Origin of the sequence: Phytohabitans rumicis (assembly GCF_011764445.1) — a bacterium.
In the GTDB taxonomy this organism is placed as follows: Bacteria; Actinomycetota; Actinomycetes; order Mycobacteriales; family Micromonosporaceae; genus Phytohabitans; species Phytohabitans rumicis.
In genome coordinates this window covers 8,433,757-8,450,500 of record NZ_BLPG01000001.1, presented here as the reverse complement: position 1 = coordinate 8,450,500, position 16,744 = coordinate 8,433,757, and the positions used below count along the sequence as shown (strand labels likewise).

The 16,744-nt window shown below is 70.5% G+C and carries 13 protein-coding genes and 4 pseudogenes; 7 read left to right on the top strand and 10 right to left on the bottom strand.

Features of this window, described 5'->3' with window-relative positions; all coding sequences use genetic code 11:
- The first annotated feature begins 189 nt into the window (after positions 1 to 189).
- On the top strand, positions 190 to 2,178 hold the full coding sequence (locus Prum_RS38245) for a beta-galactosidase (RefSeq protein ID WP_173081608.1): 1,989 nt from the start codon (positions 190 to 192) through the stop codon (positions 2,176 to 2,178).
- Here the strand turns inward: Prum_RS38245 and Prum_RS38240 are convergent.
- Together Prum_RS38240 and Prum_RS38235 are read right to left on the bottom strand one after the other, a co-directional pair.
- The gene (locus Prum_RS38240; protein ID WP_173081606.1) at positions 2,175 to 2,966 is read right to left on the bottom strand and encodes an ABC transporter permease; all 792 of its coding nucleotides are present in this window, start codon (positions 2,964 to 2,966) and stop codon (positions 2,175 to 2,177) included. The two genes, Prum_RS38245 and Prum_RS38240, sit on opposite strands and share 4 nt — an antisense overlap.
- A complete protein-coding gene (locus tag Prum_RS38235; RefSeq protein ID WP_173081604.1) occupies positions 2,963 to 3,892 on the bottom strand; it encodes an ATP-binding cassette domain-containing protein in 930 nt (309 codons plus the stop codon). The genes Prum_RS38240 and Prum_RS38235 overlap by 4 nt, the downstream gene beginning before the upstream one ends.
- Before the next feature lie 68 nt (positions 3,893 to 3,960).
- Here Prum_RS38235 and Prum_RS38230 point away from each other — a divergent pair, with 68 nt between their 5' ends.
- Complete coding sequence (locus Prum_RS38230) at positions 3,961 to 4,719, top strand: TetR/AcrR family transcriptional regulator (RefSeq protein ID WP_246278374.1); 759 nt, start codon at positions 3,961 to 3,963, stop codon at positions 4,717 to 4,719.
- On the opposite strand, the gene Prum_RS52645 is transcribed toward Prum_RS38230, so the two are convergent.
- The 4 genes and pseudogenes from Prum_RS52645 to Prum_RS38210 all read right to left on the bottom strand — a co-directional run bounded on the left by Prum_RS52645 (position 4,720) and on the right by Prum_RS38210 (position 9,827).
- A complete protein-coding gene (locus tag Prum_RS52645; protein WP_281369145.1) occupies positions 4,720 to 6,474 on the bottom strand; it encodes a glycoside hydrolase in 1,755 nt (584 codons plus the stop codon).
- Positions 6,475 to 6,609: 135 nt separating this feature from the next.
- Positions 6,610 to 7,829, bottom strand: a pseudogene (locus tag Prum_RS38220) (ROK family protein).
- A 48-nt stretch (positions 7,830 to 7,877) separates the two neighbouring features.
- Positions 7,878 to 9,329 (bottom strand): RICIN domain-containing protein, encoded by a 1,452-nt coding sequence (locus Prum_RS38215; protein WP_173081602.1) that lies wholly within the window; start codon positions 9,327 to 9,329, stop codon positions 7,878 to 7,880.
- Between the two features lie 111 nt (positions 9,330 to 9,440).
- Positions 9,441 to 9,827 carry a winged helix-turn-helix transcriptional regulator gene (locus tag Prum_RS38210; protein ID WP_173081600.1) on the bottom strand — a complete coding sequence of 129 codons (387 nt, stop codon included), beginning with the start codon at positions 9,825 to 9,827 and terminating at the stop codon, positions 9,441 to 9,443.
- 120 nt (positions 9,828 to 9,947) lie between these two features.
- On the opposite strand from Prum_RS38210, the gene Prum_RS54685 reads away from it, so the two are divergent.
- Together Prum_RS54685 and Prum_RS54680 are read left to right on the top strand one after the other, a co-directional pair.
- Entirely contained in the window at positions 9,948 to 10,499 is a 552-nt protein-coding gene (locus Prum_RS54685; protein WP_308785407.1) for an NAD(P)H-binding protein, read from the top strand.
- A 56-nt stretch (positions 10,500 to 10,555) separates the two neighbouring features.
- Complete coding sequence (locus Prum_RS54680) at positions 10,556 to 10,804, top strand: Rossmann-fold NAD(P)-binding domain-containing protein (protein ID WP_308785406.1); 249 nt, start codon at positions 10,556 to 10,558, stop codon at positions 10,802 to 10,804.
- Between the two features lie 99 nt (positions 10,805 to 10,903).
- Here Prum_RS54680 and Prum_RS52640 read toward each other — a convergent pair whose 3' ends face one another.
- The 3 genes and pseudogenes from Prum_RS52640 to Prum_RS38195 form a co-directional block, all read right to left on the bottom strand.
- Positions 10,904 to 11,176 (bottom strand): response regulator transcription factor, encoded by a 273-nt coding sequence (locus Prum_RS52640; RefSeq protein WP_246278372.1) that lies wholly within the window; start codon positions 11,174 to 11,176, stop codon positions 10,904 to 10,906.
- A gap of 92 nt (positions 11,177 to 11,268) precedes the next feature.
- Positions 11,269 to 11,481, bottom strand: a pseudogene (locus Prum_RS52635) (response regulator); the annotation flags it as partial.
- Positions 11,482 to 11,592: 111 nt separating this feature from the next.
- Positions 11,593 to 12,834 (bottom strand): hypothetical protein, encoded by a 1,242-nt coding sequence (locus tag Prum_RS38195; protein ID WP_173081598.1) that lies wholly within the window; start codon positions 12,832 to 12,834, stop codon positions 11,593 to 11,595.
- Between the two features lie 784 nt (positions 12,835 to 13,618).
- Between Prum_RS38195 and Prum_RS38190 the strand changes: the two genes are divergently transcribed.
- Positions 13,619 to 14,083 carry a hypothetical protein gene (locus Prum_RS38190; protein ID WP_173081596.1) on the top strand — a complete coding sequence of 155 codons (465 nt, stop codon included), beginning with the start codon at positions 13,619 to 13,621 and terminating at the stop codon, positions 14,081 to 14,083.
- Positions 14,080 to 14,427 (top strand): hypothetical protein, encoded by a 348-nt coding sequence (locus Prum_RS38185; RefSeq protein WP_173081594.1) that lies wholly within the window; start codon positions 14,080 to 14,082, stop codon positions 14,425 to 14,427. Before Prum_RS38190 ends, Prum_RS38185 begins: the two co-directional genes overlap by 4 nt.
- A 35-nt stretch (positions 14,428 to 14,462) precedes the next feature.
- Here the strand turns inward: Prum_RS38185 and Prum_RS38175 are convergent.
- Positions 14,463 to 15,469, bottom strand: a pseudogene (locus Prum_RS38175) (HNH endonuclease signature motif containing protein).
- Positions 15,470 to 15,620: 151 nt separating this feature from the next.
- On the opposite strand from Prum_RS38175, the pseudogene Prum_RS55840 reads away from it, so the two are divergent.
- Positions 15,621 to 16,633: pseudogene (locus tag Prum_RS55840) on the top strand (IS701 family transposase).
- Positions 16,634 to 16,744 lie beyond the last annotated feature (111 nt).

Here is a 16,744-nt window from a genome sequence, read left to right as displayed (position 1 = left end):
TCGTCTCTCTTGCTCATCGGGGTGCACGAGGGCTACATCGAAGGGGGAAAATGTGGGCACATGAATCGTGTGTTTCGCGCCAGTTAAGTGAGGCGTAGCCTAGGTTTCCGCAACCACTTCGTCAAGGGCAAAGAATAAGTCCTTCTGACCCGTTGACGGCGGCTCGTACGGTGCGCACGATCTCTTGCCATGGCGTTCGAAATTGCCGCCCTCCCGGGCTTCGCCTTCGGGGGTGACTACAGTGCCGAGCAGTGGTCGGAGGAGGTCTGGACCGACGACGTGCGGCTGATGAAGGCCGCCGGGGTCAACCTGGCCACGGTCGGCGTCTTCTCCTGGGCGATGCTGGAGACCGCACCCCGCCGGTACGAGTTCGGCTGGCTCGACCGCCTGATGGACCTGCTCGCCGGCCACGGGATCGCCGCCGACCTGGCCACCGCCACCGCCACACCGCCACCGTGGTTCAGCCACGCCCACCCCGAGTCGTTGCCCGTCGGGCCCGACGGGCAACGCCTTTGGTACGGCAGCCGCCAGTCCTTCTGCCCCAGCTCACCGGCGTACCGGGCGGCCGCGGTGGCGCTGGTCGAGGCGTTGGCCACCCGGTACGCCGACCACCCCGCGCTGGCCCTCTGGCACGTCAACAACGAGTACGGCTGCCACATCGCCCGGTGCTGGTGCGACACCTCGGCGCTCGCCTTCCGCGCGTGGCTGCGCGACCGGTACGGCGACATCGACGCCCTCAACGCGGCCTGGGGCACGGCGTTCTGGTCGCAGCGCTACACCGCGTGGGACGAGGTCATCCCGCCCCGCAACACGCCCAGCTTCACCAACCCGACCCAGCAGCTCGACTTCTACCGGTTCTCCTCGGACGAGCTGCTGGCCTGCTACCGGGCCGAACGCGACACGCTGCGCCGCCTCTCCCCCGGCGTACCGGTCACCACGAACTTCCTCAACGACCGGTGGAAGGTCGACTTCTGGTCCTGGGTCGGCGAGGTCGACCTGGTCGCGATGGACCACTACCTGGTGGCCGAGCGCGCCGACCCGTACGCGGATCTGGCCTTCATCGCGGACCTGGCGCGGTCGCTCGCCGGCCGCCGCCCGTGGGCGCTGATGGAGCACGCCACCAGCGCGGTCAACTGGCAGCCCCGCAACCTGGCCAAGCCGCCCGGCCGGCTGCGCCGCGACTCCCTCGCGCACGTGGCCCGCGGCGCCGACGCGGTGCTGTACTTCCAGTGGCGGGCCTCCCGGGCCGGCGCCGAGAAGTGGCACTCCGGCATGGTGCCGCACGCCGGCACCGACTCCAAGGTGTGGCGCGAGGTGGTCGGGCTGGGCACCGAGCTGGGGGCGCTCGCCGAGGTCGCCGGCAGCGAGGTGGACGCCGACGTGGCGATCCTGCTGGACTGGTCCAGCGTCTGGGCGCAGAGCCACGAGAGCCAGCCCAGCGTCGACATGGACCCGGTGGCGCTCACCGAGGCGTGGCACGGCGCGCTGCGGGCCGCGACCGTCACGTGCGACTTCGCGCCGCCCGGCGCCGACCTGTCCCGGTACAAGCTGGTGCTGGCGCCCGCCCTGCACCTGGTGAGCGACGCCGACGCGGCGAACCTGGCCTCTTACGTGTCCTCGGGTGGGATCGTCGTGGTGGGCCCGTACAGCGGCGTGGTCGACGAGCACGACCACATCCGGCTGGGCGGCTACGGCGCCTGGCGGGACGTGCTGGGCGTACGCGTGGAGGAGTTCTTCCCGCTCGACGCCGGCCGCACCGTCGCCCTCTCCGGCGGCGGCACGGGTCGACTGTGGACGGAGCTGGCCGCGACGACCACCGCCGAGACGCTCGTGACGTACGCGGACGGGCCCCTGGCGGGCGGGCCGGCGCTGACCCGTAACCGGTACGGCGCCGGCACCGCGTACGGGCTGACCACCCACCTGGCCGGCACCGACCTGCGCGACCTGCTCAGCCGGGTGGCTCTTGCGGCGGGGGTGGTGCCGGTCGTACCGGATCCCCCACCCGGCGTCGAGGCGGTCCGCCGCAGCCACCCCGACGGCCGCGCGTACACGTTCGTGGCCAACGACAGCGACCTCCCCGTCGAAGTGACGGTCGACGGGGAGGTGCTCACCGGCGGTTCAGCGGTGGACGGCCGCGTCCGCGTCCCCGCCGGTGGCCTCGCGGTGGTGCGCCGCTAGCTGCTCAGGCGCCGGTACGCGCGCACGGACAGGGGGAAGAACACCGCGATCAGCAGCAGCGGCCACGCCACCGCCATGAGCACGGCGTGCTGGGTGATCCAGGAGTCGCCGCCCCAGCCCGGGTTGCCGAAGAGCTCCCGGGCCGCGGCGACGGTGGACGACAGCGGGTTCCACTCCGCGATCGCGCCGAGCCAGCCCGGCATCGTCTCCGGCGAAACGTACGTGTTGGACAGGAACCCGATCGGCCACACCAGCACCTGCAGGGCGACCAGCGCCTCCGGGCTGCGCAGCGCCAGCGCGAGGTAGATGCCCAGCCACAGCAGCGCGAACCGCAGCAGCAGGAGCAGCCCGAACGCCAGCATCGCCCGGCCGAGGCCCTCGTGCCACCGCCAGCCGACGGCCAGCCCGCACGCCACCATGACCGCCAGTCCCAGCGCCGAGTTGAGCATGTCGGCGGCGCTGCGGCCGACCACCACCGCCGAGCCGGCCATCGGCATCGCCCGGAACCGGTCGGTCACGCCCCGGGCCGCGTCGGCGGTGACCGCCGCGTACGTCGCCTCGATGCCGAACACCATGGTCATCGCGTACATGCCGGGCATGAGGAACTCGCGGTAGTCCCCACCGCCCGGCACGGCGATCCCGCCGCCGAATAGGTACCCGAACATCAGCACCATGAGCACGGGGAAGAGCAACCCGAACACGATCTGGACGGGCTGCGCGACCCAGTGGTTCAGGTCCCGCAGGGTGATCGTCCAGCCGTCCGCGAGCGCCCAGCGCAGTCTGGTCACGGGTGCACCTCCGTCAGTCGCAGGAAGACCTCGTCCAGGGTCGGGCGGCGCAGCGCGATGTCCTCGACCGCGACGCCCCGGTCGTCGAGCGCCCGGACCACCTCGGTCAGCGCGGCCACCCGGTCCTTCACCGGGGCGCTCACCCGGCGGGTGTCGTCGTCGATCTCCGGCTCGCCGGTCGCGACGCCCCGGACGACGGCCGCGGCCGCGCCGAGGTCCGCGGCCGCGTGCACCACCACGTCGATCCGGTCGCCGCCGATCCGGGACTTGAGCTGGTCCGGCGTACCCTCCGCGATGACCCGGCCGTGGTCGAGCACCGAGATCTGGGCGGCGAGCTGGTCGGCCTCGTCCAGGTACTGCGTGGTCAGCAGCACCGTCGTGCCGTCCGCGACCAGCGCGCGGACCACCTCCCACACCTCGTTGCGGCCGCGCGGGTCGAGGCCGGTCGTCGGCTCGTCCAGGAAGAGCACGGCCGGCGCCAGGATCAGGCTGGCGGCGAGGTCCAACCGCCGGCGCATGCCGCCCGAGTACTGCTTGACCGGCTTGCCCGCGGCGTCGGCCAGCCCGAACCGCTCCAGCAGGTGGTCCGCCCGCCGCCCGGCCTCCCGCTTGCCGAGGTGGAACAGCCGCCCGAACATCACCAGGTTCTGCCGGCCGCCGAGCACCTCGTCGACCGCCGCGTGCTGGCCGACCAGCCCGATCCGGGAACGCACCTGCGCCGGCTGGCGCGCCACGTCGTACCCGTCGAGGAGCGCCCGACCGGCGTCGGCCCGCAGCAGCGTGGCCAGGATGCGCACGGCGGTGGTCTTGCCGGCGCCGTTCGGGCCGAGCAGGCCGTGCACCGTGCCGGGCCGGACGGTCAGGTCGAAGCCGTCCAAAGCCCACAGTTCCCCATACCTCTTACGCAGTCCCTCCACCACAAGCACGCCCGTCTCCTAACTCTCTACGCCGTACAGAGTAGTACGGCCGAGATTATAGCTCTACGCTGTACGGAGTGACCACCGAATACACCGGCGGGGGCGACCCGAAGCGGAGCATGGAGCTGCTCTGGGGAATCCAGGAGCGCTCCCGGCGCGGCCCCAAGCCGCGGCTGTCCGTGGACCAGATCACGGCGGCCGCGATCGGGCTCGCCGACCGCGACGGCCTCGCCGCGCTGTCCATGCGGAAGGTCGCCGACCGGCTCGGCGTCACCGCCATGTCCCTCTACACGTACGTGCCGGGCAAGGCGGAACTGCTCGACCTCATGCTCGACCGGGTGTGCGGCGAGACCGCCAAGCCGGACGAGGTGCCGGGCGGCTGGCGGGCCCGGCTGGAGCTGGTCGCCCGCGAGAACTGGGCGCTGTACCTGCGCCACCCCTGGCTGCTGCACGTCGCGACGAACCGGCCGGTGCTCGGCCCCAACCTCATCGCCAAGTACGACTACGAGCTGCGCGCGGTCGACGGCACCGGTCTCGGCGCGGTCGAGACGGACATGGTGGTCACGCTGGTCAGCGACTACATCCACGGCGCGGTACGGGGCGCGCTCGCCGCCGCCGAGGTGCGCCGGCGTACCGGCAAGACCGACGACGAGTGGTGGTCGGAGTACGCGCCGCTGCTGGAGCAGGTCTTCGACGCCGAGCGCTACCCCACCGCGGCCCGCATCGGCGGCGAGGCGGGGGCCGAGTACCAAGCGGCCTCGGACCCCGCCCGCGCCTTCGAGTTCGGCCTCGCCCGCCTGCTCGACGGCGTGGCCGCGCTCATATCCGGTCGATGACTACGGGCGCTGCCACGCCTGGTTGGTGCCGCCGTGGCAGGTCCACAGGATCAGCAGCGCGCCGTTCGCGGTGCTCGCGCCGGTAACATCCACACACTTGCCCGACTGCTCCCCGACGAGCTGACCGTTGGCGTTCGTCCGCCATCTCTGGTTGACGCCGCCGTTGCAGTCGTAGATCACCGCCCGGGTGCCGTCCGCGGTGCCCTGCTGGTACGCCTCCAGGCACTTGTTGCCGTACACCCGCAGCTCGGACGCGGCGGTGTACGTCCAGCTCTGGTTCGTGCCGCCGTTGCAGGTGTAGATGGCCGTCTGGGTGCTGTTCGCGGTCGCGCCGCCGGGCACCTCCAGGCACTTGCCGGACGCCACGCCGGTCAGCGGGCTGGTGATCGAGCTGCTCCCGCCGCCGGTCTGGTTGAGCACGTACGTCGTGATGCTGCGCGCCGGCAGGGTCGCGCTGACCGTGCTGCCGGAGACCGTCGGGCCCGCCACCGAGGCCCAGTTCTCCGTGGCGCTGGTCCGGTACGCCGAGCCCGCGCTCACATTGGACTTCGCGTTGAAGTGGACGGTCAGCGACGTGCTGGCCGTGTTGACGTTGTTGACGACCAGGGTCCACTGTCCATTGTGGTCGAACGCGGAGACCTGCACGCCGCTCGGCGCACCGGTCACGTTGTAGCGCACCGCCCCGGGCCGGACGAACTTGCTGTACTGGCCGAGCGCGTAGTACCGCTTGGTCAGGTACAGGGACTGGTTGCCGTTGCTGGCGTAGTTCGGGTCGTAGTAGATCAGGCCGTCGCTCCAGCCGGACGAGTTGGCCGAGTTCTGGCAGCCGGGACTGGCGACCGGGTCGCACCCGATCCCGGACGCCAGCGCGACCCACCAGTGGAAGGCGCTGTCGTACGTGACGCTGAAGTCCCGGAAGATCTTCTCGGAGATGGCGAGCCCGCCGGTGATGGTCGGGTCGTACCCCTGGGCCCAGCCGCCGCCGATGCCGGTGAAGCAGCAGATCTCGCTCGCCCAGGTCTTCTTCCCGTTGGTCCGCCCCACGTTCATCGCCGCGGTGCGGGCCGCGTCGTTCGGGTTGTCGTACGTGTGGTGGGCCAGGTTCGACACGTACTGCGCGGTGCCGCTCTGACCGATCCACTGTGGAACCTCGGAGTTGAACCCGCTCACCGCGGACGACTCGTCCGCGCTGATCGCGGTCGTCAGGCCGCGCGAGGCGAGCGTGGCGCCGACGGTCCGCACGACGTCGTCCCGCTGGGCCACCGGCACCAGCATGCCCTCCTGGCCGCAGCCGCTGAAGCTGTTGGTCGGCTCGTTCATCGGGCTCAGGTAGTCCAGGTGCTGACCCAGCCCGTCGAAGTGCGCGGCGATGTCCGCCAGGTACGTGGCGTACGCCTGGGTGCTGCCGGAGACGAGCGTGCCGCCGCAGCTCTGCCCGTTGCTGGTCCACACGGACGGCGCGCTGTTGACGAAGCCGATCAGGTCCGGCACTCCGGCCTGCGCGGCGTACTGGAGGAACAGCCGCCCGCCGGGGTCGCGGTTCCAGTCGTAGGCGCCGGACGAGGTGCGGAAGGTCTGCGGCGCCCGGGCCGGGGTGGTGACCGCGGTCCCGCCGCCGCCGATGTTGTAGCGGTACGCGCTCAGCGCCAGGCCGCTTCCGGAGAAGAGCAGGTTCGCGACGTTCTGCTGGACGGACGGCGCGAAGTTCACCAGGTCGTTGGGCCACCAGGCGCCGGACGCGCCGATGTTGTCGATCGTCTGGGCGGGAGCCGGGGAGACCTCGGCCTGAAGCGCGGCGTGGGCGGGGCTGACCAGGAAGACCGAGCCGGCGAGGCCGAGGACGGCGGCCGCGGCCAGCTTTCGGGAGCGCGCATGGAACCTCCGGGGTTCTCAGATTTGGCGAACGAGCCCTCCCGCGGTGGTGCCGATGGCGGCGAGGAAGCGTTCAAGGGCAAACGTGGCCGCGCCGAGGCTGACCGGATTCCCCGCGATCCGGCACAGCGTGATCTCGGTGGCGGCGAGCGGACGGCTCAGGGCGTGCCGGGCCACCACGGCACGCACCTCGGTCAGCAGCGCGTCGCCGAGGCGTGCGGCGACCCAACTGCTCAGGACGATCACCTCGGGGTTGACGAGGTTGATCAGGTCGGCGACCGCGACGCCGAGGTAGCGGGCGGTCTCGGTGACCACCTTCGCGGCGACCGGGTCCCCGGCGGCCACCCCGCGAGCCAGCGCCTCGATCGTGGCGGTCTGGTCTTCGGTGTGCAGCAGCGGGCTGTTCGGGGCCAGGTCGCGCAGGTTCTGCATGATGCCGGGCGCGCCGACGTACGTCTCGACGCACCCGCGGCTGCCGCAGTGGCAGAGCCGGCCGTCGACGACGAGCGTGGTGTGCCCCCACTCGCCGGCGCTGTTGGTGGCACCCCGGTAGAGCGCGCCGCCGAACGCCAGGCCGGCGCCGACGCCCGTACCGAGGTTGACCACCACGACGTCGTCACGCCCCGCCCGGCGCCGAACCACAGTTCGGCCACCACGCACGCGCGCAACGGGTTGTCCAGGTAGAGCGGTAGGTCCAGGGACGCGGACAGCAAATTCCGCAGGGGTACGTCGTGCCAGTCCCAGTTCGGCGCGAAGACCGACACGCCGCCCTCCCGGTCGACCTGACCGGGCACGCTGACGCCGACGCCGAGCACCCGATCGGGCCCCACGCCGGCGCCGGCGAGCGCGGCCTGGACGCTGGAGGCGATGTGCGCCACCACCTGCTCGGGCTTGTTCTCCTGCGGGTGCAGCTCCTCCTCGACGCTGGCGAGCACGGTCAGCCCCGAGTCGAAGAGCTCGACGTGCACGTACGTCTCGGCCACGTCGATGCCGACCAGGACCCCGCCGGTCGGGTTGACCGACACGAGGCCGCGCGGGCGGCCCCCGCCGGAGTCCTGGAAGCCGACCTCGACCAGCAGACCCAGCTCCAGCAGCTCGCCCACCAGGTTGGAGACCGTGGCGAGGCTGAGCCCGGTGTCGCTGGCGATCTGTTGGCGCGAAACCGTGGACGCTCCGATGATGTGCCGCAGCACCTCGAAGCGGTTAGCTATGCGGATATCCCTGGACGTGCGTTTCATGAGGGTACGGTAACCCTTCGACAAAGTGTCAGACGATGTGCCTCGCCTTTACGGTGCGCTAATCCTCTGCCACTGCTGGTTGTTACCGCCGTTGCAGGTGTACTGCACCACCCGGGCGCTGTCCGCGGTCGAGTAGCCGGCCACATCGAGGCACTTGCCGCTGTGCCGCGCGGTGAGCCGGTGGTAACCGCTGCCCAGGTCGGTGATCTGCCACTGCTGGCTGGTGTTCCCGGACGCGCAGGCGGACTGCTGCACCTGCACGCTGTCGGCCGTCGAGGCGCCCGGGACCGTCAGGCACTTGTTGCTGTGCCGGGCGATCAGTTGGTAGTAGCCGGTGCCCAGGTCGAGCGCCTGCCACTGCTGGTTGGCGCCGCTGTTGCAGGCGTACTGCACGACGTTCGCCCCGTCGGCCGTGGACTGGCTGACCACGTCGAGGCACTTGCCGCTGTGCCGCGGCTTCGGGTACTCGTACGCGTACCCGGAGCCCGTGCCGCTCACCGCTCCGGTGGCGGCGTCGATGTTCACCCGCGGGTACCAGCTCATCGACAGCGACGTGTTGGACGGGAAGGTCAGCGGCAGCCAGACGTACTTGGAGTCGTTGACCTTGCCGCTCCAGGCGCCCGCCCACCGGTCGCCCAGGAAGAGGTACGACGTGGTGGACGTGCCCTGCACCGGCACCACGTACGCGGACTGCGAGCCGTACGCGATGCTGTTGCCGAACGTCGCCGGCGAGGTCCAGGTGCCCGCGACGCTGGTGGCGGTGGCGTACCTGGCCTGGTTCGGCGCCCAGCCGGTCGCGCCGGAGGTGACCAGGAAGTAGACGCCGTTGCGCTTGAACATCGCCGGCGCTTCCCGGTAGTTGCCGGGCCAGAGGGTCTGCACCAGGCTGGCCACGCCGAGGTAGTCGGAGGTCAGCCGGTAGATGTTGAGGTCCGCGTTGACCCGGGTCGACGAGATCAGGTACGCGGTGCCGTCGTCGTCGCGGAACACGGTCATGTCCCGCGAGTCGTACCCGAGGGGCCGGAAGCTCCCCCGGTACGTGTAGCTGCCGTCGACCGTGGACGAGGTCGCCACCGCGACGCGCGCCTGGCCGTAGTCGGAGCCGTTCTCCCAGTGCATCCAGAGGACGTACTGGCCGGTGCTGGAGTTGTAGATGACCTTGGGGCGCTCGATGTTGGCGACGTTGAGCTCGGCGGCCGAGCCCTGCGTCAGCACGTTGTTCCGGAACTCCCAGTTGCGGAGGTCGGTCGAGCGGTAGACGGAGACGTACCGGAAGGTGTTGTCGTCGTTGCGGTTCTCCCCGAACCAGTAGTAGTAGGACCCCACCTTGATCATCCCGCCGCCGTGGGCGTGCAGCAGGTTGCCGGAGGTGTCGGTGAACGGGACGCCGTTGGTGACCGTCACGGTCGCGGCCTGGGCGCTGCCGGCGAACATGAACGAGGCCAACAGCGCGAGGCTCGCCACCGCGGTGGCGAGCAGCGTACGAGGTGCCCTGGGCATAGATCCTCCAAGACCTGCGGTTTTACCGCCCGGACCCATTTTCGTAACGCTTATGATAAGCGCACGACATAGTCAGCGCGCTAGAGCCCTGTCGATATATTCCGATCTCGACTATCGACGGGTGTCGTCGTACCGCGCCCGCGCGGCGTGCACCTCGGGCATCTCGCCCTCGACGAGCTCGATCAGCTCCAGCAGCTTGAACGAGATCTTCTCGCCGATCGGCGTCAGGCTGTACTCGACGCGGGGCGGGATCGTGCCCTGCACGTCGCGCCGGACGAGCCCGTCGCGCTCCAGCGCGTGCAGGGTCTGGGCCAGCATCTTCTCGCTGATCCCGTCGACCCGGCGGCGCAGCGCGTTGAACCGGTACGCCCCGTCGGACAGGGCGGCCAGGGCGAGGATCCCCCACTTGCCGGCCACGTTCTCCAGGACCCCGCGGGACGTGCACGCACGCGCGAAGACGTCGGCGACGAGGTCCTCGATGGGGTCGGTGGCGGCCATATGCCCAGGCTACCCGCTTGGTGGGTGCCGGCCCTATGATCGTACTCACTCATGGTTGGCACTTTCCAAAAGTTAGTGCAGTCTTCGGGTGGCACTGCTTGAGCCTTAAAGGAGCCCTCCATGACCATCACCGTCACGGCCGCGACCGGCAACCTCGGTCGCCTCGCCATCCAGGCCCTCCTCGACCAGGGCGTACCGGCCGGCGACATCGTCGCCGCCGTGCGCAGCCCGGAGAAGGCCGCCGACCTGGCCGCCCAGGGCGTACAGGTGCGCGAGGCCGACTACTCGAAGCCGGAGACCCTGAGCACCGCGCTCGCCGGCACCGACAAGCTCCTGCTGATCTCGGGCAGCGAGGTGGGCCAGCGGATTCCGCAGCACACCAACGTCGTGAACGCGGCGGTGGCGGCCGGCGTCTCCCTGATCGTCTACACCAGCGCGCTGCGCGCCGACACCGCGGACCTGCCCGTCGCGCCCGACCACAAGGCCACCGAGGAGATCATCCGCAGCTCCGGCCTGCCGTACGTCTTCCTGCGCAACGGCTGGTACCTCGAGAACTACACCGAGAACCTGGCCCGGCCCTGGAGCACGGCGCGATCCTCGGCTCCGCCGGCGACGGCAAGGTCTCCGCGGCCACGCGCGCCGACTACGCCGCCGCGGCCGCCGCCGTCCTGACCGGCGACGGCCCCACCAACACGGCGTACGAGCTGGGCGGCGACCAGGCGTTCACGATGAGCGAGCTGGCGGCGGAGGTCGCCAAGCAGAGCGGCAAGGAGGTCGCCTACCGCGACCTGCCGGCCGCCGACTACGCGCAGGCGCTCGTCGGCTTCGGCCTCCCCGAGGTGTACGCCGAGGTGCTGGCCGGCTGCGACGTCAGCGTCAGCAAGGGCGAACTCTTCGTAGACACCGGCGACCTAACCCGCCTAATCGCCCGCCCCACCACCCCGCTGTCCACCGCCGTAGCCACCGCCCTGGCCTAACGCCGTCTCTGCCGCGTCTCCTTCTCGCCGCGTTGATCAGGGAATGGCTCGGGCGTTTCGCGGCGCGCCCAGGGAGCCAGTCCCTGATCAACGCGATCTCTACAACCACCCCCGTTCCTGGGCGCGCCGGATGGCTTCGAGGCGGTTGCGGGCACCGGTCTTGCGCAGGATCGCGGACATGCGGTTCCGGACGGTGCCGTGCGCCAGGTACAGCCGGTCGGCGATCTCCCGAGCCGGCAGGCCCTCGGCGGCGGCGCGCAGCACCTGCCGTTCCCGCTCGGTGAGCGGGTTGAGCGGCGGGTTGAGCACCGCCGCCGCGACCACCGGGTCGATGACGCGGTGCCCGGCGGCCACCGAGCGGACCAGCCGCACGAACTGCGCCGGCGACAGGTCCTTTCCGGTGAACCCCGCACCCCCGCGCCGAGCACCCGGCGCAGCGAGTCCGCGGTCCAGTGGCCGCTCAGGGCCAGCACCGCGACGCCCGGCAGCTGTACGCCCAGCCGCTCGACGACGGAACGCGTGTCGGCGCCGGTCAGGTCGACGTCGATCACGACGACGTCGGGCCCGACCCGGCGGGCGACCGCGAGGATATCCTCGTCGGCGGCGATGTCAGCCACGACGGACAGGTCGCGCTCGTTCGACAGCACGGCGCGCAACGCGGTGCGCAGTAACCCCATCGCCTCGACGATCATGATGCGGATCACGAGGGTGTTCTCCGATCTCAGGCAGAGTCGACTGTCCCTTGTGGACGGTGAATGGGCGCGCGGCGATCCCGCCGCGGCGGCGACTCAGCCAGGGATGGGGGTGACGCCGGGCAACCGGCCGGCGTAGACCGGAGTGGCGATAGGGTTGACAACCTGGGCGCGCACCTCGGGACGCGCCGGTGTCTCATCGGGCACCGCGAACGGTTGACCCGGCCCGGCGCTCAGTGCGGACGTCTGGGCACAGCCAGACGTCGTACACCCGCCAAGGCCCGGCGCCGGTGCCGGACCGGTAAGCGGACGCGCCACCGCGACCGCCGCGGGCACGCCGCGCACGGCGGCGGTTTCGGCGCGGCCGGACGCCAAGAAAGGCCCGACGGTGCGAGCGCCGTACGCCGGCCTCGCCGGAACGGGCCTGACGGACGGCTCAACCGGGACCGCCGCGTCCTCTTCGGACTCTTCGGACGGCTCCGGCGGGGCAGCGTCCACTGTAGGCTCGGCCGGCCCGCCGACCGGTGCGACGATCGTGGTGACGGTCCCGACCGCGCCCACCACGATCGTGTCCGCGGTGGTCACAACGGCTCCCACGGTGCCACCCAAGGCGGTGCCCACGACGCCGAGCGTCGCCCCGACGGCGCCACCAGCACCGCCCAGCCCGCCCACCACGTCCAGCCCGCCCACGACGTCGGTAGCCGTGCCGGCGGCGGAGTTCGCGGTGCCGACGACGGTGTCCACTGTGTCGCCTGCCGCGCCCGCGGTGTCCCCCGCCGTGGCCAGGACGGCGTCCACGGTGCCCGCCGCCGTCTCCACAGTGCCCGTCGCCGTTTCGACGGTGCCCGCCGCTGTTTCCGCGGTGCCCAGTGCCGTTTCCACGGTGCCTACTGCCGTCTTCGCGGTGCCCGCCACCGTTTCCACGGTGTCTGCCGGCGCCGTCAGGCGGAGGTCCGCTGCTTTCGTGGTGTCGTCCGGCACTGTGGCGGTGTGGCGTGCCACCTCCGCGGTGTCGCCTGCTGCCGTGCCGGTGTCGCCTGCTGCCGTAGCGGTATCAGCTGCCGCCGTGGCGGCGTCGGCTGCCGCCGTGGCGGCATCGCTTACCGCGTCCGCGAGGCCGCCGTCCTGGGCGAGCGGCGGCGCGGTCACAACATCCGGCACGGTCACGACGTCCGGCACGATGGCGATCACGTCTGTCACCGCGTCGAGGGTCTGGCCGAGGCCGCCATCGGCGTGCGCCGGCCGGTCCGCGAGCAGGAGCAGCACGTAGGTCAGGATCGCGGCGCCCGCCAGCACGAGGAGGCGTAGCGCGATCCGGACCACCATGGTGCTCTGCATGAAGACTCGGTCACCCTCCGCAATCGACGGATCAGCGGACGATATCAAGACATTGACAAGGTCGCATTCCCCGAACCGGGGCGTTCTCCCTGTTCACCCGAACGGTCCCGGTAGCCTTCCCGGGTGCCAGCGATCCTGATCTCGGGCGTGCCGGGAGCCGGCAAGTCCACGGTGCCCGCCTGCTGGCCGCCCGGTCTCCGCGTTCAGCGCACCCCGAGGGCTACGTCCTCGGCCACGATCTCATCGTCAACAGCCTCGTCCGCCGCAGGGCTCACCGCTCGACGAGGGCGACGCCCAGCTGCTGCACCGGCGCAGCATCTGCCTGCTCGCCGACGTGGTGATCTCGCCTGGCGTACTCGACACGTACCTTTCGCTGCTGGTCACCCGGCCGCTAGCCGCATCGAGAAAGACCTGGAAGCGGCGACGATCACCACCTGACCCCTAGGTCCTGAAGTGGTACGCGTTGCGGCGGGGTCGCTGTTGCGCGTCGACGTACACGGGCGGGATGAACTCGGGCAATCCGTCGGCGGCGAGCCGGACGGTCCAGTGGCCGCGGTGGATGATCCTATGATGCAGGCCGCACAACAGGACACTGTTGCCGTCATTACTTTGCTACTGGGTCCGGTTTCCCGCTGGTGCGCCATGCGCATGGTCTCGGCACGCAGCAGGCCGAGGCGCATCCCCACGCTCGGGTCGACGCGAGCGAGCCCACCGACGATCATGGCAAAGTTGCGCCGATCCGCCCGTGCGTGCCGATCTGAAGTAGTGCAGATACAATAGCGGCATGTCCGTGCAGACCTTCCCGTACAGCTCGTTCCTGCGAGGGCCCTCGCAGGTTCTCCCTTCGTTGGCCGACGCAGACGTCATCCTGGAACGCCGGGACGAGGAGAACCTGGTCCTGAGCAGGGCGGAACGGTTCGAGGCGGTCGCGACGGGGCTGCGGATCGCGGCGCGGTCGCTGGCCATCCTCGCCCGCCGCCACCGTGACCTCGCCGAAGAGGTACTCGCTGAGGAGTTGCCCTGGTTGACGTGGCTGCCGGCCGAGGAGCGCCTCACATGCGTGCGGGAGCTGCTCGCCGACCTTGTCGCCGGAGCCGATACCGGCCTGTTGGTGCCCTTCGCCCGCAATCTCGCCTCGTGGCGATCCACCGCGGAGGCATGGTCGGACCCGCAGTTGGCCCGTGAGCTGCAGGGGCCGTTCGACGGTGACGGCCCGGTGATCGAGCGTCCCACCCGGGACGCGGCGTGACCGGCCGCGGTGCAGAACTCTCCCGACCCAAGCCCTGGACGGTCCGTGCCGCCGACCGGCAGGCATATCAGGGTTGGCAGCGCCTGCTGGCCGCGGTGCCGGACAACCTCGACCGAGCGTGGGTCGCGTTGACCAGCGATCCGCGTCATGTCGACCAGCGCCAGCACTCGCTGAAGGGACAACTCGGAATGGTCAAGGTTGGTGGGGCGACGTTGGAACAGTGGCAGTACGAGGTCACCGGTGCCGGCCGGATCTGGTACGCCATCGACGATGACTCCCGCACGCTCTGGATTACGCGGGCGGGCGCCGGCCACCCCAAACAGACTGATACCCGCCGGAAGTGACGGCGGGCCGCTCGACTCGGTAACCGGCCAACTACCTACATCCGCTGAACCCAATAGCGAAACCTGGGCTTGTCCAACGTGGTCGGCCCACCATCGGCCCAGGCGCGAATGTGGTGGCCATGGCTCCAGCGCGGCGGCCGATCACAACCCGGGAACGCACATCCCCGGTCGCGGACTTCGAGGGCGCGGCGGAGGGATCCGTTGATGAGTCTGCGGGTGCGACCGAGGTCGAGGACCTGCCCGTCGCCGCCCAACACCGCGGGGATCAGCTGGGCGTCGCAGGCCATGCGGCGCACCTGCTCGGGGCTGAGCCGCCCGCCGGTGTCCAACGTCCCGACACCCAACTGCCGCTGCAGCAGGTCGAAGGACAAAGTGATCACCACGTGTGGACGGAATCCGCCGCTCTCCGGGAGCTCGTCGGTGCGCATCGCCAACTCGCACACCTCGACCAGCGCGTCCGCCCGGCGCTGCGCGGGGGTGCGGGGCTCGTCGTCGTGGCGGGGCGCGCACAGGGGTCGAGGGCGGCGTTGACGGTAGCGGCGCCGTCCTCGTCCAACCAGCCCGTGAGCCGGACGCGGCCGTCACCGTTACGGGTCAGCTGGAACGCCCGCGTCTGCCGAGCCCTCGCCTCCATCCGCTCCAGCGCGGCGCGATCGGCGGCTTCGGCGATCTCCGGCGCGACGTAGGTCAGGATCCGCTCGGCTCGCACTCGTCGGCCTGGGCGATCAGGATGGCTTCGGCTTCGTCGATCAGCTCCCAGGTCGGCGGGTAGGTCCCGGACCGCGGCCGCCACGATCGTGACTTGCTCCACGTTGACCGCACCGGTGACCAGCGCCGAATCCAGGGCGGGTCGCTCATCCACGGAACGGGCGAGATCGACCAGCCGTTTCGCCGCGTGGATGCTGATCCGCAAGTGTTCGCGTAGCCAGACGGCGGTGCTCGACGCGTGCTGGGCGCTGGGTAGGCCGCGGCCCTCGATGTCGCGGACGAGGTGCAGTTTTGCCGCGGCGAGGGCCTGCTCGACGGCGTGGACCGCATCCAAACAATCGACCAACGATTCGTCGGACAAAGGCCAAGAGCCGCGATGATAAAACCGCAAATATCGCGCCCCAGACCCAACCCCACCGCGACGGCTAAGGCTCGCCGAGATCGGTCAGGAATCGAGAAGCGCCGGTCACCGGGGCGCGGATAGCGTGGGCGCCTCGTCTTCTTCGGGAGGTCACATTGAACTGGAACATGCGGATTCGGCAGATCCACCGCTGGCTGGCCCTCGCCTTTACGGTGACCGTCATCGGCACCTTCGTCGCCTTGGCACAAGAGGATCCTGTCGTTTGGGTGTCCTATGTGCCGCTGCTTCCGCTCGCCTTGCTCCTATTTACCGGCCTGGACTTGTTCGTACTGCCGTATGCCGCCAAATGGCGCAGCCGACGAGCCCTTTAGGGCGTGTCTGGTCGCCGCCTGGACCTCGCCTCGCACCCACAAGATCCACCAGACACGCCTGGCGGCTGGCCCTGGACATGATCGACGAGGTGATCGGATGGCAGCTACAGCCGCCGCTGATCGTCGCCGACGCCGGGTACGGCGACGCCGCGCAGTTCCGCCAAGGCTTGGACGACCGTGATCTGGCCTACGTGGTCGGTGTTAACGGCACCCACACCGCCTTCACCGAACACACCCAGCGGACCGCACCCGCCATACAAAGGGGCGGGGCGGCGCCCACCACTGATCTACCGTGACCGTGCACCGACCCTGAAAGAACACGTCCTGGCCGCCGAACAACACAGCGCCCGCCGGATCCCCTGGCGCACCGGATCACGCCGCCGCGCCGGCAAAGCCCGCAAGATGACCGGCCACTTCGTGTTCCTACGCGTCCGCCCGGCCAGCCAGGTCCACCGCCGGGCAGCCAGCTTCGGTGACCTGCCCGTCCGCTGGCTGATCGCCGAATGGCCACCCGACCAACCCGAACCCACCCGGTACCGGCTATCGAACCTGCCCGGCGGACACCTCGTACCGGACGCTGGTCCGACAAGCCAAGCTGCGCTGGCGTATCGAACACGACTACCGCGAGGTCAAGACCGGCCTCGGCCTGGACCACTACGAAGGCCGCACCTGGCAAGGCTGGCACCACCACACCACCCTCGTGTCCGCCGCACACGGCTTCCTCACCCTGCAACGACTGAACCCAAAAGCCCCAGCGCCGGCCTGACCCTCTACGGCGTACTCCGACGCATCCAAACCATCCTCGTCCGACTCATCGGACGATGCCCCACCTGCGACACCCTCTTCCCCACCCGACAACCACGAGCCGGCTAACGTG